Here is a 13,686-nt window from a genome sequence, read left to right as displayed (position 1 = left end):
AGATAGTTATAACATTTAAGTAATCTATATGGTTCTAAGCCTTCTAACAAGGTACCCGCAACTTGGCTATGTAATTTCGTGAGTTGATAGTCCATTCCAATTTTAATGAGCAATGAAATCCCAACACCTGTAATAATAATCCAACATAGTTTTTATTAACTAAAAATGGAAAGAAAATTGTTGCTAATATATTCATTGTATTTTTCTTCTTAAGTTAACCTTCAATAATTAAGTTTTAAATCATTCCTATCAAATGAACATTTCAAATCAAAGTACAGATCTAGTTACACCATGTAATTTTTCCATTTTTGATCCAAAAGTGAGACTTACAACCTTTTTTCAGAAAAACTGAAGGAAATAAACTAATCTGATTCTGTGAGTTAATATTTATGTCCCAGCGAGGTTTTGCCTCTTTAATAATTGGTAACTCTATAGTGTAACCACAACCACATGGACACTTTAAACCTACACACCAGATTTCATCATCTTCAATAGCAACGACTATAGATCTAATTGGCATCTTGTCAGGTAAAGAGTCCCCATTTAGTTGAATTACCGAACGAGAAAAGACCATATCTAAAAATAGAGTTAGGTATTTGAAAAAAAATTGTTTCATTTCACTCCTCCAAGATTAGGCATTCCTAAGAGTGGAGTAGTGATACCTTTACCGACATTAGTCCTAGAAACTGAAGTAAAGTCATCTTCCTTAAAATACTCAGTTTCATTAGCACCTAGGCAAATGACAGTTCTTGCATAATTAGAATTATTTTCTTGTCGGAACAAAAACGTTCTAGCTATAAACTCGTTTATACAATAGCTTGCAGCGAGCATATTAAGCGAAATTACAGAGGGAGCCTCTTCATGAACACCCTTGAAATAGCCTTCTTGCAACTGTTTTTCATAGATATCAGGTGAAGTATCTTTCAAATATTCTGCTCTCAAAGAGTCTGGTGTATAAACTTCTCTATCTTTCAGGGAACTTCTATGAGGTTGGATATAATCTAGCCGGGCACACACTTCTGTAATAAAAGGTTTTCCATCTTTTGATCCTGTTGGGATTGTTACGCCGATATCAAAGATAGGTAAAAGAAAATGCTCACCAACTAAATCTACATACATCCTTGCCGAAACCGTATCAACACAGCTGAATAAAACATCACAAGTTGCTGCCTCGAAAATAGCCGGCTGAGTACCAATCTTGCTATCTAATATTGTTAAGACAACATCAGACCTATATTGGTTAATAGCATCAGCTAGAACTTTAACCTTCGATTTTTGATTCTCAGCATCCTGAATAGTTGAATTAAGAATTCTATTCAAATTCTTATGTTCAATAACATCATCATCGATCAAGACAAGATGGTAAACTCCTAATCTGGCAAGGTTTTCAATAACAATTGATCCTGTACCAGATGCCCCTATAACACCAACTTTAAAATTTTTTAGACTTTGGGTCATATCGGCTGAAAAAGGCATAACGTTGCTCGACGATTGTCGAGCAACTAATTCAATGTTTTGACCTACAATTAAGAACTTATCAATATATTGTGGGGATAAATTCTTATCATAGAAACGCCCCGTTAATTTTCCTTCAGGTGTCACTATTACTGAGCCATGTAATTGGTTATATGCTGCAAAAATACAAGGTATTACTTTCTGATCACTTTCATCATCAGCAATCGAAAACTGATTTAGATTTGATGGATGGGAATGAATTAAAAATAAACTGAGATTTTTTCCCTCTCCCTTTTCAATCGCTTCTTCTATATATTTTCCAGGCCAAGTTAAGTAATCAACTTTACGAATACATTCACTATGCGGCACTAACAAAATATCTTGAACCAAAAAAATAATTTGATCATTTATTTTGTTGCATGAAGCAAGTGCTATAGCACTGGCTTCTAACCCATCTCCCGGAAATAGATGACGTTTTAAGTCATCTAAATGGGTATCCGTGATTCTAAAATGAGTTTGTAAAATCATGGCTGCACCTCACGAAGTAATGATTCTTCAATAAGTGCAAAGTGTGTAATAACATTATCACATGCTGGATTCCAAGCAGAAAGAGGACTACGATGCCGAGACCATCGTTGATAAAGTTTACCTTCAATTGATTGATCTACTTCAGTACAAGATGGAATAGCACCAGTCGATAATTGAATTCGAGGATATGTATAAAACATATCAATTTCAGCTTGAGGATAGGCAATAGGGATTTCAATTGCGATGGAAATTACTTGATGGCTGTATCCTTCAGGTAATTGGTAGTTATCAACTATGAGCCACCGACGATTTTGCTCAATAATAGTTCGAAAATTTCCAAACACCTGGTTTAAATATTCATTGTCTTTTGGAAGAATCTGAAAACTATTTACAACTGCATCCCCATTATTTACTTCTCGTGGAATTAGTCGAAGTTTTTCAATACCAGGCTTTGCTAAATCTATTACCGAATTTGATGTGACTTCTTGTTTAGGCTCACCTTGAATCTTTAAAATAATTTGATAATTCTCAGCATCTTGAATACCTGCTAAAGATAATGCTTCAGAAACAATAATTTGAGATTTATCTACCTTAATGATTGTACCTTGAACATTGAGCTCATAAGTTTGCTTCGGCAATTGAGTATAGATATCTTCAATACCAGCTTCAGATAAGTTAATAACAGTTTGCTCACTGATCATTAAATCCGCTTCTTCCGATTTAGATAAAAAGAAGGATTTATTTTTCAGTCCTGTTAGAACTTTTAAATGCTTCAAGGTAATGTTGTTTTCAGGCCACTCATAGTTAAAGCCGTCAATTTTTAACTTAAAACTACGATCACCTTCAAGGATAAAAAACTTATCACCCTTCTCAAAATCTATACTCTCTTCAGGACTGATTTCCTCCATACCTGATTGATTAAGCACCTGGTACAAAAGAACATTGTCGTTTGAAGAGTATCCAAGTGATCTCAATAGCTGAGATCCGATAGGGGAATGATCCTCAATAGATCCATGTTTAAAGGTTAAATCGCTGAGAGAATAAGCAAATTGTTTCATGTATAGCTCCGAATTCTGATTAATCTGGTTAAATTAATTTCATTAACCAGGGTGTAAAAAAACTTGCTGGAATAAAGCTACACCAAAAATCTGCTTAAGTAAATATTTTTAAGCAGATTTTTCGATTTAACAGATACTTTGGTAAATGAACTCTATGCCGCCTGTTTCTGCTGTTTCTTCAAACCGCAGAATATACCCATCATCAACTAATTTTTTTAGTTTGCTACTAGCATTTGGAACAGATATATCAAACGCATTCGCAACTAAGGCTGTAGTAACTTTTTTTTTGCTCAAGAATCAATTCTAAAATTTCTAAATTTGCTTTGGTTAGCCTTGGACCTAAAATTTGAATACCCTGATCCAATTTTATAGCAATAGGTTGTTTCAAAACTTGAGCTATATAATCTATATTATCGATGATATCTTGATCTTCGATATAAGAAACATACAAACCTTTTTTCCCTTTATAAAGCTGAGCTAAAAGAATAATACTTTCTCTAGTAAAAGAAGAGTCAACAAACTCTATACCTTCAAAAGACAATTCAAAAATAGTACTAGATGCATGTTTTTCAATAAACTCTCTCATTAAAGAAAAAACTTCACGCCCTTTTTGCGTACCATAAGGCGAGCTCTCTTTAGTAAAATCTATTAGTTTCATAATTTTGGCTATCTGGTTCATGCTGTTCTTTTAATCAGATTATTATATTTTGTCAAGGATTATTGTTAGAACATAGTGAGTTCCTTGTAATATCGTTAACCCTGTTTTTTGTTTAGCTTCTTCAGAAATTAGAAGACCATCCCTATAAGGGAAAATGATTTCTTGATCTCTTTGTCTTATAGATAATGTAATTGATTTAAGATTACTAGACTCTAAACCATTATTTTTATTAGCGATCAGTTTTAATTTGCTGCTCCCTCGTTCTAAGCCCATACCTCGGCCATCCATTCCTGTTCTAGAAATACCGCCCTTGTTTAGAATGTAAGTTAGCAAGTCAATATCAGCAGAACTTTCATTAAAACCAAGTTTCTCAAAAAAGATTCTTATATTTCTCTAACTTAGATGCTTCATTTCTTAAAGTAGCTAACAATCCTGGACCACTATCAGATACAGAAACTACAATTTTTTTATACTTAGGTAAGTTATAAGTTTGGAGAGCTACATAACCATCTAATTCAGATTTACCATGATCTCTAATATTTGTAATTAATTCTGTTATTAGATGACTAAGTTTCCCCAGAATAACTTTATTTTCATCTTCAGATAGCTCACCACTTATACATTTTTTTAAACGCGGTAATTCTGAACCTTCATACACATCTTTGATTGGAAAAATTTCAACTAAGTTTTCGGAATTAGAGTTATATTTTTTAGCTGAAGACTCGTTTGGTCTATACGGTAAAATTATTACATTAGGCTGGATTTGATCAAAAAAACCACACCGGTCCAAGTAGCTAAAACCCTTTGAATTTCCTTCAAACATAAGGGTAACTTTCGAACCGCTCAATGCTAATTGGTTGGTTAAACTTAGAATTTTAAGTATACAATCTAAAAATATAGGTTTATTAGGAAAATGAAACTCAATTTCAGACTTCATATTCAATAAGTTTGGATACTTTTTTAATACTTGTTCAATATTTGAAGCACTTAACCAACTAGAAGAACTATCAAAAGATATTCTTTTAATATTAGGGGTTACATAACTCCATATATTTTGCTCGTTCTTAGTTAAACCTTCTAAATCTAAGGCTTTATATAGCTCAGAGTTAATAGTCGTATGAGTAATAGTAGTTCGAGTAGAATCCAAAAGTAATGCAATTTTTCTTGCTTTAAGAGGACCTTCTTTTTCTAAAACATCAAGAATATTTTTTAGTAAATTACTCATAAATAGAATTCAATATTATAAAAGCTTAAGAGCACTATTTATTAAGAAAATTTTGTACTCAGTTTACAAACTTATTCTATCTGATTTCACAATAAATCATTACTGGAACTTCTTAAACTATTCAATAAATAACTATAATCATTTTGTTTCTTTAAGGTACACCCTAAAGTTACAATCTGAAAGTTCATGAAATTATGTATCATTTAAATGATTTTTAATCATAAGTAACATGTAACTTTAGTGTTAAAGATTTATAATTTACGAAATTGTTCATTTTTATCCAATTGGGGCGTGAAAAAGTGAAAGAGTAAAAAGTAGGGTATGTCCGGGTAAGTTCTGTCGAGCAAAACACTGGACGTCAACTTGAGGGAATTGAAGTCGACCGGATTTTTGTTGACCGTGCTTCAGGTAAAAATACTGACCGACCTAAATTTCAGGAAATGTTGAACTATGTCCGGGAAGGGGACAGGGTGATTGTACATTCCATGGATCGTTTTGCGCGAAGCCTGAAAGATTTGGTCACTGAAGTCGATAAACTGGTCAAACGAGGGATTGCCATCCAGTTTGTAAAAGAAAATATTACTTTTACGGTAAGATCCACCCCGATGGATAATTTGATGCTTCAAATGATGGGTGCTTTTGCACAGTTCGAACGTGAGATCATTTTAGAGCGGCAAAAGGAAGGAATAAAACTCGCCTCTGCTCAGGGGAAGTACAAAGGTCGGGTGCATAAACTAAAGCCTGACCAAGCTGAAGCTTTACGACAAGCATGGAAGGAGGGGAAGTATCCATCGAAAATGGCATTAGGGAAAGCTTTTGGGATTAGTCGTCAGGCGGTATACCGATATTTACAAGTTAGTGAATAGCTTATTAGGATTAGCAACTAAATTTAGTTTAACTTATAAAAATCATGAAACACTGTTCGAATTTTAAGCGTGGAACATGAATAATCATAAAAAAAGCCCACCTTGGGGAAGATGGGCTATCAACTAGAAACTACAGCATTAATTTCTAAAGAGAATTATAACGCATTACGTATAAGGTGTATTATGTTAATTTTAGGAAAACTTAAGAGACTGTAAATAAAACTGTGTAAACGCTTAAACTATCGTTAAAAGTGTCATTCTAGGTATTCCATTAAATATGGTCATAGCTTATTTATGATTTCACAATCTTTATTTAATCGGCGAATTGATCTGATAAATTTTTCGGGTCATCAATGCACAGCGGTTGTTCCTGACCATCACGTAAAATTATATACTCGTCTAATTTTTCATAATGCACAGCGGCAACTGGTACGCCTTTATTTTTTTTGTTGAACTCATGATGATTGCCAGGTACTAGTTCCGCATAGGTAAAAATAATCTTATCCGCAATACGAATATAGCTGGCGCTTGTTTTTGACATTCTTGACATATAAAAACCTCCATAGGTGTGAAATTAATATACAACTATTTTACAACTAATTTACAACTATTTCAAGGCTTTTTTAATCACTTAACATAATGGCGATTATAAGAAATTAATGGATGTCCATATAGATTACTTGCATATTGTATTCGATCGAATACAATATGGTGAGAAAACAAGGAATCCTCATGATTGAAATTAAACGTCTGCCAGAGTTTGATGAATGGTTGGATGGCATTAAAGACAATATGACCCGTATTCGCCTGAATCGTAGATTGGATAAGGTTCAACGTGGAAATTGGGGAGACATTAAGCCTCTTCAAGATGGCGTTTGGGAAATGAGAGAGTTCTTCGGTGCTGGATGGAGAATGTATTACATCCAACATGGTGACGTAGTGATTGTAATGCTTGGTGGAGGAGATAAATCGACTCAACAACAAGATATCGATCGTGCAGTCAAATTATCGAAAACATTGGAGGATTAAAATGGTTAAAGTCGCTGATTTACCAAGTTTTGATATGGCTGAGTCGCTCAAAACTGAAGAAGACATTGTGATGTATCTCAATATGGTTCTTGAAGAGAATGATCCAGCTGAATTAGCCCATGCACTTGGCGTTATTGCTAAAGCTCGTGGCATGACTCAAATCGCTAAAGAAGCAGGGATTGGACGTGAGGCACTCTACAAAGCCCTACGTCAGGATTCAGCACCACGTTTTGATACGATTAATCGTGTTGTGAATGCTTTAGGCCTAAAACTCACAGTACAACATGCCTAAGACTTTAAAAAATATAGTAAAAATGGGAGCTAAAGGCTCCCGTTTTTAGATTCGTATAACGTGTATTATGTTAATTTTAGAAAATCTGTTTTAGTTTGTACCTTTTCAAAATTATGTAAAAAGCAAATAAAACACTTATCCAGAACAAATAATCAAAAATAAAATATAAGAAGATAAATTGATCTATTCCTATAATAATATTTAAAGGATCTAGCGCTATACTCCCACCTGGAGATACTTCACCATCTACTAAAAACTGTAAGGGAAATCCTCCTCCAATGACTTTAACTTTTCCAAGCTTGTCTACAACTATACGATCCACTAATGTATATTTCTGATAAAACAAAGATAAATAAGTAAAAATAAAAGATAAGCAATTGAAGTATAAAAATTTTTTCATAATTTCCTCTCATATATCTACTAATTTTAACAATTTTTAATCAGAGCCTTTTGGAATAATTTGCTTTAATTTCTCTATTACTCTCTCAAAAAATTCCTTTAATATGAAAAATTAGAATTTATTTTATTAAGTTTACTTGCAGCCTGCAGTCCAGTTACAGAAAAATTGAATCAAATATAGTTGTTCCACGTATTCAATATACGGGGGAGCAGATAATGCAAGTTATAGTGAGGCTAAGCTTATTAGGGAAGGTAAATGCCTATACCTAGAACATGCTGATGGCTCTAAAGTTCTGCCAATTTTTGCTACAAAAACTCTAGATTGGGATACGGAAACTAAGAGCCTAAAAGTAGATTCGGATACTTATTTTTTAGGTGATAAAGCAGCATATGGAGGCGGAGAATCCTATCCTCTAGAAAAAAATAATTATTCTTGGATAACTGAAGTAGATCATAGCTGTGATACCTCAAAAGTTATAGTTATTAATCGACTCATAAGACCAATTGAAGAACTACCAAAATGAAGAATAGCCTATTTTACTGTCTTACATTAGTTCTACTTATAGGATGCCAGCCATTTGAAAAGGATGGATATATTTTTATTAAAAATCAGACTGATTATCCAATTACAGACCTTAAAGTAACTTATATTAGTGCTCAAAAAACTTATAGCTTAGGTACTCTTTATCCTTATTCAGAATATAAATACGCCATCAATTACGAGCGGCACAATGAGGATTCAATAATCTTTTCATATTTAGATAAAAATCATAAAAAGATTAATCAAGAAGTAGCTACGTATGCAGCCAAATATGATAGGAAAAGTTATGAAATAGTTATTCAATAGAATATAAATTACAATTACTAATTGAACGAAAAAACTTCAATTTGAAATTTCAAAAACTTGATTTTCCCACTAAACAACTATCCATTTAACATAGTGGTTGTTATACGAACTATCTTTGTAATGCATATTGCATTACAATATTCTCATGCATTCAATAAATGGGAAAATGATGGCTACTGTTAATTTCAGGGTCGATGAAGCCCTTAAAGAAAAAGTCTTATTCCATCCTAAAAGAACAAGGAATTGCACCTACTGAGTTCTTTACTAATATTCTTGAATATATTGCTACGACTGGAAAGCTTCCAGTACAAAAAGCTTTACTCTCAGAGGAAGATGCTGATTTATTAGCTCTTGTTCGCAAACGTGTTAATGATCCTAAAGAGATGTTCGAGGAAGTCACATTAGATGACTTATAAGCTTTTACGTCATAAGGACTTCACTGCAGAATGGGAAAAGCTTCCTAGTGCTATACGAGATCAATTCAAGAAAAAATTAGCTAAGGTAATAGAGCAACCACATATTCCAAAGAATATGCTTAAAGGTGATCTTGCAGGCTGCTATAAAATAAAATTATTAAAAGCTGGTGTCCGTCTTGTTTACCAGGTCAAAGATGATCAGGTAGTTATTTTGCTAATTACCGTTGGAAAACGAGCTGATAGCATTGTTTATGATGAAGCAAAAAAGCGGATAAAAGACTAAAAATGGGAGCTGCATGCCCCCATTTTTGGCTTCGTATAACGTGTATTATGTTAATTTTAGGGAAACTTAATTCTATAGGTGATACCAATGGACAAAAAGATAGAAGAGAAAACTAAAGATATTAATGAAAAATTCAAAAATTGGATTTAGCTATCCAAGAACTAATAGAAACTACAGACAATTTTTTTATTAATGAGTAAGCATCCGCTGAACGCCATCGCCAAGTTTTAACGGGGTTCAGGTTTCCAGCGGTGAGGTAGTAATTCTTCTATTTGGGGCACTTTATGTGTTGGCAACCTTTTCAGCACATCACTTAAATAGGCATACGGATCCAAGCCATTCAGCTTTGCTGACTGGATTAAAGTCATGATATTGGCAGCTCGTTGACCACTGCGCAGCGAACCTGCAAATAGCCAGTTCTTACGCCCCAAGGCCCAGGGACGCATTTGGTTCTCTATCCAATTATTGTCAATGGGTAGATTGCCATCATCCAGATAGCGGCTTAAAGCAGTCCAACGTTTTAGGCTGTAATTGATCGCCCGGGCGGTTGGAGAACTCGATGGCACCGTCAGCTGATGTTGGTTGAGCCATTCATATAGTTGTTGCATGACCGGTTGACTATGCTGTTGTCGGTATTCGCAGCGGTCTTCCGCTGTACCATCCGTCTTTTTTCTTAATTCTGCTTCTATCGCATATAATTTCTGAATCAGCACTAATGCCTGTTCAGCGACCTGACTTTTCCCAGTTACATGCAGTTCATGGAATTTACGACGTGCATGGGCCATGCAGCCCACCTCTATGACCTGGCCTGATTTAAAGCGTGCTTTATAACCACTGTAATCATCACAGACTAGATAACCCTGCCAGCCTTTCAAGAACTCTGCAGCATGCTGGCCTGAACGACTATCCTGAAAGTCATAGATCACCGCCTGAACTGGATTGTACTGTGTAGTGGCATAGTACAGACATAACCTTTCTTCGGTTTTTTATCATTCTCACCCATCCGCATGATGGTGACCGGTGTTTCATCTGCATGCAGCACCTGCTGTTGTAGTACCACCTCTTTTAAGGCATTACCAGAGGTTCCAGTTCTACACCGCAGCGACCTATCCAGTCAGATAAAGTTGATCTAGAAAGTTCGATTCCCGCCCGCTGATAGATCAGACGTTGACGGTACAGCGGCAAATGATCGGCATATTTCGATACCAAAACATGGCTGAGCAGTTCAGGTGAAGCAATGCCTTTATCAATCACATAGGCGGGCATCGCTTGCTGAGTCAGGGTGTCACACTGATCACAGACCCATTTACCACGCACATGCTGTTCCTTATAGAACTGTGCCGGTCTGAAATGCAGTTTTTCACTGACATCTTCGCCGATACGCCGGAGTTGGCATCCACAAGCACATTGGGTTGATGCAGGTTCATGCTCAATACGGATGGTGTGTAGATGATCTGGCAGTGGTCGACGTTTAGGTTTATTGGTTTTGGCTTTGTGTGTCGCTGCATTGGTTTTATCTGCATTTAGCCGTTCCAGTTCTAGATCAACCGCGGCAATATCTTCTTCAACCGCTTCATCCCACAGATGGATTTGTTTTGCCGTTAAGTGTTCATTCTTTTGGGCGAATTTGTGCTTTTTAAACAGCGCCAGTTCATGCTCGTATTTTTGATTGAGAATAGAAAGATGTTGAACTTTAGAATCTAATTGCTGATTGGTGACTTCAAGATGTTGAACTCTGGCATCTAATTGCTGGTTTGATTGTGCTAGAGACTGATGCTGCATCGCCAACTGCCGGGTAAATTCCAGCAGTTGTTCATGGGTCAGTTGGCTTAAGTCAGGCAGCGTATTCATGACCGCAGTATGCCTGAGGTCATGATGCAGAGGAAATAGAACGTTTGGAGAATAGCAGAATGGATGAGCCTGGTTTAGAGCATTGTTACCACTTGCTGCAGTCCGATTCTTTGCCAGGGCAAACCCTGGATCAGTGCCTGTAACTGCTCCGGGCTGATCGCCATACTTTCACCCTGGTGAACTTTAGCCCAGTGGAATTTCCCCTGTTCCAGCCGCCGGGCACACAGCCAGATACCCAGTCCATCATGCACCAGCACTTTCATACGATGGCCACGCTTATTACAGAACAGGTAAGCGCAATGCGGTTTGATGTAGCCAAAGGCTCTCAGCACCTGAGCCATGGCTGTATCCATCCCTGCACGCATGTCCATCGGCTGGGTAGACAACCAGATCTCATCAATACGAATCATTGAGTCAAACCCTGGATCAGCAACAGTAATTCAGTTACTGACTCCACCGGCCAGTCGATCTCGATCATCTGATCCCTTGCGGAACTTGGTGCCTCATGTAATGGAATCCTGATATGAGCGACAGCTTTCTTCTCTGGCACAGGTGGTAGAGGTGCTTCTTGTTTGACTGGAGTCGGGTGAAGAATGACCGGAAGAAAGTCAGTCTGTGGAATGGATGGGGTTTTTAATGCAGGGGGCATTGATCTGGACTGACGAATCCATTTATGTAGCAGATTGGCATTGATCTGATGTTGCATTGCTACCTTTACCACTGATGTATCTGGCTGCTGGCATTGCTGAATAAGTTGATGTTTAAATTCAGCTGTGAAGGTTCGACGGGGCTTTTTTAGCGTTGGTGCACTGTCTATAACTGTCTTTAAATCCATAAATAGGTGTCCACTTAAATTTAAGTGGACACTATCGCGGTATTAATGAGTTAGAAAAAGTGGGGTTCAGCGGACGCTTACATTAATGATAAGTACTATGGAATTGAATGTGCTTTTATTTTAGACCATGCACTAAATATTAAAATGCACTTTTTCAACAAGTATCCAGCATTTGCACCACCTCACTTACGAGGAGTAGAAAATTATGATCGAATTATACATATTAGAGAAAATAATCCTGAAGATAAGCTAGAACAAATTTCTCCTCTTAAAGACTAAATTTTCTAATCGCGTACTTAGAAGCCCCTATTATTTAACATAATGGCTGTTATACGAAACGAGTGTTAGAACCCATTTAAAGTGTCTATATTCTCACCAATAAAAATGTCCGGTTTCTCCGAGGTAAAATATGACTTTTGAACAAAAATAAGCCATTGTTTATTCTTTTTATTTCCAACAAAATTCCAGAACTCATCTACTTCGAGAGATTCATAATGACTTTGCTGAGGCTGAATTTCATAGGTTGATTCAGTTAAAGTACGTAAAACTTTACCGATACTGATGCGCTCAACTTCAGCAATATCTCGTATACCGCTGCCTCTGACCATCAACTGTAATATTTTACGAGTAATACCTGACTTACATCCTAGATAGCTCAGTGCATGATCACCAATAAACTGACGTTTACAGTCTTTGCACTGATAGTTTTGTTTCCCATCTACTTTGATACCATTTTTCTTTATACTATCACTGAGGCAGGTTGGACATTTGATTGCTAGAGTTATTTGCATTTCTCTATTTTATCAAAATCCAATCGGCTTTTTTCTTCAGCATACTTTTTGAAACACTACCAAATTTTAAAGTTGTATATCATGAAATTATTAAAAATATTGAGTTTAGTTTGCTTAAGCATAAGTATTGGGGCTTGTGCTGAGCATAGTATGAGTCGAGCAAAAACAAGTACAATTCCACAAGTGAATAACTCAATCATCGATCAGAATGTTCAAGCGCTTTTTAATGAAATCTCAGCTGATGCTGTGTTTGTCACATATGATGGTCAAAATATTAAAAAATATGGCACGCATTTAGACCGAGCAAAAACAGCTTATATTCCTGCATCTACATTTAAAATTGCCAATGCACTAATTGGTTTAGAAAATCATAAAGCAACATCTACAGAAATATTTAAGTGGGATGGAAAGCCACGTTTTTTTAAAGCATGGGACAAAGATTTTACTTTGGGCGAAGCCATGCAAGCATCTACAGTGCCTGTATATCAAGAATTGGCACGTCGTATTGGTCCAAGCTTAATGCAAAGTGAATTGCAACGTATTGGTTATGGCAATATGCAAATAGGCACGGAAGTTGATCAATTTTGGTTGAAAGGGCCTTTGACAATTACACCTATACAAGAAGTAAAGTTTGTGTATGATTTAGCCCAAGGGCAATTGCCTTTAAACCTGAAGTTCAGCAACAAGTGAAAGAGATGTTGTATGTAGAGCGCAGAGGGGAGAATCGTCTATATGCTAAAAGTGGCTGGGGAATGGCTGTAGACCCGCAAGTGGGTTGGTATGTGGGTTTTGTTGAAAAGGCAGATGGGCAAGTGGTGGCATTTGCTTTAAATATGCAAATGAAAGCTGGTGATGATATTGCTCTACGTAAACAATTGTCTTTAGATGTGCTAGATAAGTTGGGTGTTTTTCATTATTTATAAGAATTAGAAGTTTGAGGTTAATCTATTTTTGGTAGTGTTTCAAAAAGTATGCTGAAGAAAAAGCCGATTGGATTTTGATAAAATAGAGAAATGCAAATAACTCTAGCAATCAAATGTCCAACCTGCCTCAGTGATAGTATAAAGAAAAATGGTATCAAAGTAGATGGGAAACAAAACTATCAGTGCAAAGACTGTAAACGTCAGTTTATTGGTGATCATGCACTGAGCTA

The 13,686-nt window shown here is 36.0% G+C and carries 15 protein-coding genes and 5 pseudogenes; 8 read left to right on the top strand and 12 right to left on the bottom strand.

All coding sequences use genetic code 11. The features are described from left to right. Nucleotides 1-280: 280 nt before the first annotated feature. From K1T76_RS14240 to K1T76_RS14215, 6 genes are all read right to left on the bottom strand, one after another. Nucleotides 281-616, bottom strand: coding sequence for a DUF6527 family protein (locus tag K1T76_RS14240; RefSeq protein ID WP_034584436.1), 336 nt, complete (start codon nt 614-616; stop codon nt 281-283). Continuing rightward, a complete protein-coding gene (locus K1T76_RS14235; RefSeq protein ID WP_230245711.1) occupies nt 613-1,983 on the bottom strand; it encodes a ThiF family adenylyltransferase in 1,371 nt (456 codons plus the stop codon). The genes K1T76_RS14240 and K1T76_RS14235 overlap by 4 nt, the downstream gene beginning before the upstream one ends. Continuing rightward, nucleotides 1,980-3,041 carry an E2/UBC family protein gene (locus tag K1T76_RS14230; RefSeq protein ID WP_230245710.1) on the bottom strand — a complete coding sequence of 354 codons (1,062 nt, stop codon included), beginning with the start codon at nt 3,039-3,041 and terminating at the stop codon, nt 1,980-1,982. Before K1T76_RS14230 ends, K1T76_RS14235 begins: the two co-directional genes overlap by 4 nt. Nucleotides 3,042-3,288: 247 nt before the next feature. Continuing rightward, complete coding sequence (locus tag K1T76_RS14225; protein WP_230245709.1) at nt 3,289-3,699, bottom strand: DNA-binding protein; 411 nt, start codon at nt 3,697-3,699, stop codon at nt 3,289-3,291. A 42-nt stretch (nt 3,700-3,741) separates the two neighbouring features. Continuing rightward, the gene (locus K1T76_RS14220; RefSeq protein ID WP_230245708.1) at nt 3,742-3,972 is read right to left on the bottom strand and encodes a hypothetical protein; all 231 of its coding nucleotides are present in this window, start codon (nt 3,970-3,972) and stop codon (nt 3,742-3,744) included. A gap of 97 nt (nt 3,973-4,069) precedes the next feature. Beyond that, nucleotides 4,070-4,924: an ATP-binding protein gene (locus K1T76_RS14215; RefSeq protein ID WP_230245707.1), complete on the bottom strand. Its 855-nt coding sequence runs from the start codon at nt 4,922-4,924 to the stop codon at nt 4,070-4,072. 311 nt (nt 4,925-5,235) lie between these two features. Here K1T76_RS14215 and K1T76_RS14210 point away from each other — a divergent pair. Then, nucleotides 5,236-5,790: pseudogene (locus K1T76_RS14210) on the top strand (recombinase family protein); the annotation flags it as partial. A gap of 313 nt (nt 5,791-6,103) precedes the next feature. Here the strand turns inward: K1T76_RS14210 and K1T76_RS14205 are convergent. After that, complete coding sequence (locus K1T76_RS14205) at nt 6,104-6,340, bottom strand: hypothetical protein (protein ID WP_230245706.1); 237 nt, start codon at nt 6,338-6,340, stop codon at nt 6,104-6,106. A 182-nt stretch (nt 6,341-6,522) separates the two neighbouring features. On the opposite strand from K1T76_RS14205, the gene K1T76_RS14200 reads away from it, so the two are divergent. Together K1T76_RS14200 and K1T76_RS14195 are read left to right on the top strand one after the other, a co-directional pair. Continuing rightward, a complete protein-coding gene (locus tag K1T76_RS14200) occupies nt 6,523-6,819 on the top strand; it encodes a type II toxin-antitoxin system RelE/ParE family toxin (RefSeq protein ID WP_005175534.1) in 297 nt (98 codons plus the stop codon). 1 nt (nt 6,820) lies between these two features. Next, nucleotides 6,821-7,111 carry an addiction module antidote protein gene (locus K1T76_RS14195; protein ID WP_004969304.1) on the top strand — a complete coding sequence of 97 codons (291 nt, stop codon included), beginning with the start codon at nt 6,821-6,823 and terminating at the stop codon, nt 7,109-7,111. A 76-nt stretch (nt 7,112-7,187) separates the two neighbouring features. Here the strand turns inward: K1T76_RS14195 and K1T76_RS14190 are convergent, their stop codons facing one another. Then, nucleotides 7,188-7,511, bottom strand: a complete 324-nt coding sequence (locus K1T76_RS14190; protein ID WP_004676058.1) for a hypothetical protein — start codon at nt 7,509-7,511, stop codon at nt 7,188-7,190. 519 nt (nt 7,512-8,030) lie between these two features. On the opposite strand from K1T76_RS14190, the gene K1T76_RS14185 reads away from it, so the two are divergent. From K1T76_RS14185 to K1T76_RS14175, 3 genes and pseudogenes are all read left to right on the top strand, one after another. After that, a complete protein-coding gene (locus K1T76_RS14185) occupies nt 8,031-8,357 on the top strand; it encodes a hypothetical protein (protein ID WP_004676063.1) in 327 nt (108 codons plus the stop codon). 169 nt (nt 8,358-8,526) lie between these two features. Next, a pseudogene (locus K1T76_RS14180) lies at nt 8,527-8,773 on the top strand (type II toxin-antitoxin system RelB/DinJ family antitoxin). Further along, nucleotides 8,763-9,056 (top strand): type II toxin-antitoxin system RelE family toxin, encoded by a 294-nt coding sequence (locus K1T76_RS14175; protein ID WP_004733298.1) that lies wholly within the window; start codon nt 8,763-8,765, stop codon nt 9,054-9,056. The pseudogene K1T76_RS14180 and the gene K1T76_RS14175 overlap by 11 nt, the downstream one beginning before the upstream one ends. A 227-nt stretch (nt 9,057-9,283) precedes the next feature. Here the strand turns inward: K1T76_RS14175 and tnpC are convergent. The 4 genes and pseudogenes from tnpC to K1T76_RS14150 form a co-directional block, all read right to left on the bottom strand. Further along, a pseudogene (gene tnpC / locus K1T76_RS14165) lies at nt 9,284-10,907 on the bottom strand (IS66 family transposase). A 74-nt stretch (nt 10,908-10,981) separates the two neighbouring features. Further along, nucleotides 10,982-11,317 carry an IS66 family insertion sequence element accessory protein TnpB gene (gene tnpB, locus K1T76_RS14160; protein WP_000618090.1) on the bottom strand — a complete coding sequence of 112 codons (336 nt, stop codon included), beginning with the start codon at nt 11,315-11,317 and terminating at the stop codon, nt 10,982-10,984. Further along, entirely contained in the window at nt 11,314-11,742 is a 429-nt protein-coding gene (gene tnpA / locus K1T76_RS14155) for an IS66-like element accessory protein TnpA (protein ID WP_230245705.1), read from the bottom strand. Before tnpA ends, tnpB begins: the two co-directional genes overlap by 4 nt. A 422-nt stretch (nt 11,743-12,164) precedes the next feature. Continuing rightward, a pseudogene (locus tag K1T76_RS14150) lies at nt 12,165-12,533 on the bottom strand (IS1-like element ISAba3 family transposase); the annotation flags it as partial. An 81-nt stretch (nt 12,534-12,614) separates the two neighbouring features. On the opposite strand from K1T76_RS14150, the pseudogene blaOXA reads away from it, so the two are divergent. Both blaOXA and K1T76_RS14140 read left to right on the top strand, forming a co-directional pair. Further along, nucleotides 12,615-13,456: pseudogene (blaOXA, locus tag K1T76_RS14145) on the top strand (OXA-58 family carbapenem-hydrolyzing class D beta-lactamase). Between the two features lie 90 nt (nt 13,457-13,546). Beyond that, nucleotides 13,547-13,686 (top strand): transposase-like zinc-binding domain-containing protein (locus K1T76_RS14140; protein ID WP_326845745.1); only part of this gene is annotated, 140 nt, incomplete at its 3' end.

This window comes from Acinetobacter sp. PW68, assembly GCF_020982655.1.
Lineage (GTDB): Bacteria > Pseudomonadota > Gammaproteobacteria > Pseudomonadales > Moraxellaceae > Acinetobacter > Acinetobacter towneri_A.
Note: the sequence above shows the minus strand (reverse complement) of the source record. Positions and strands in the feature narration are given on the sequence as shown.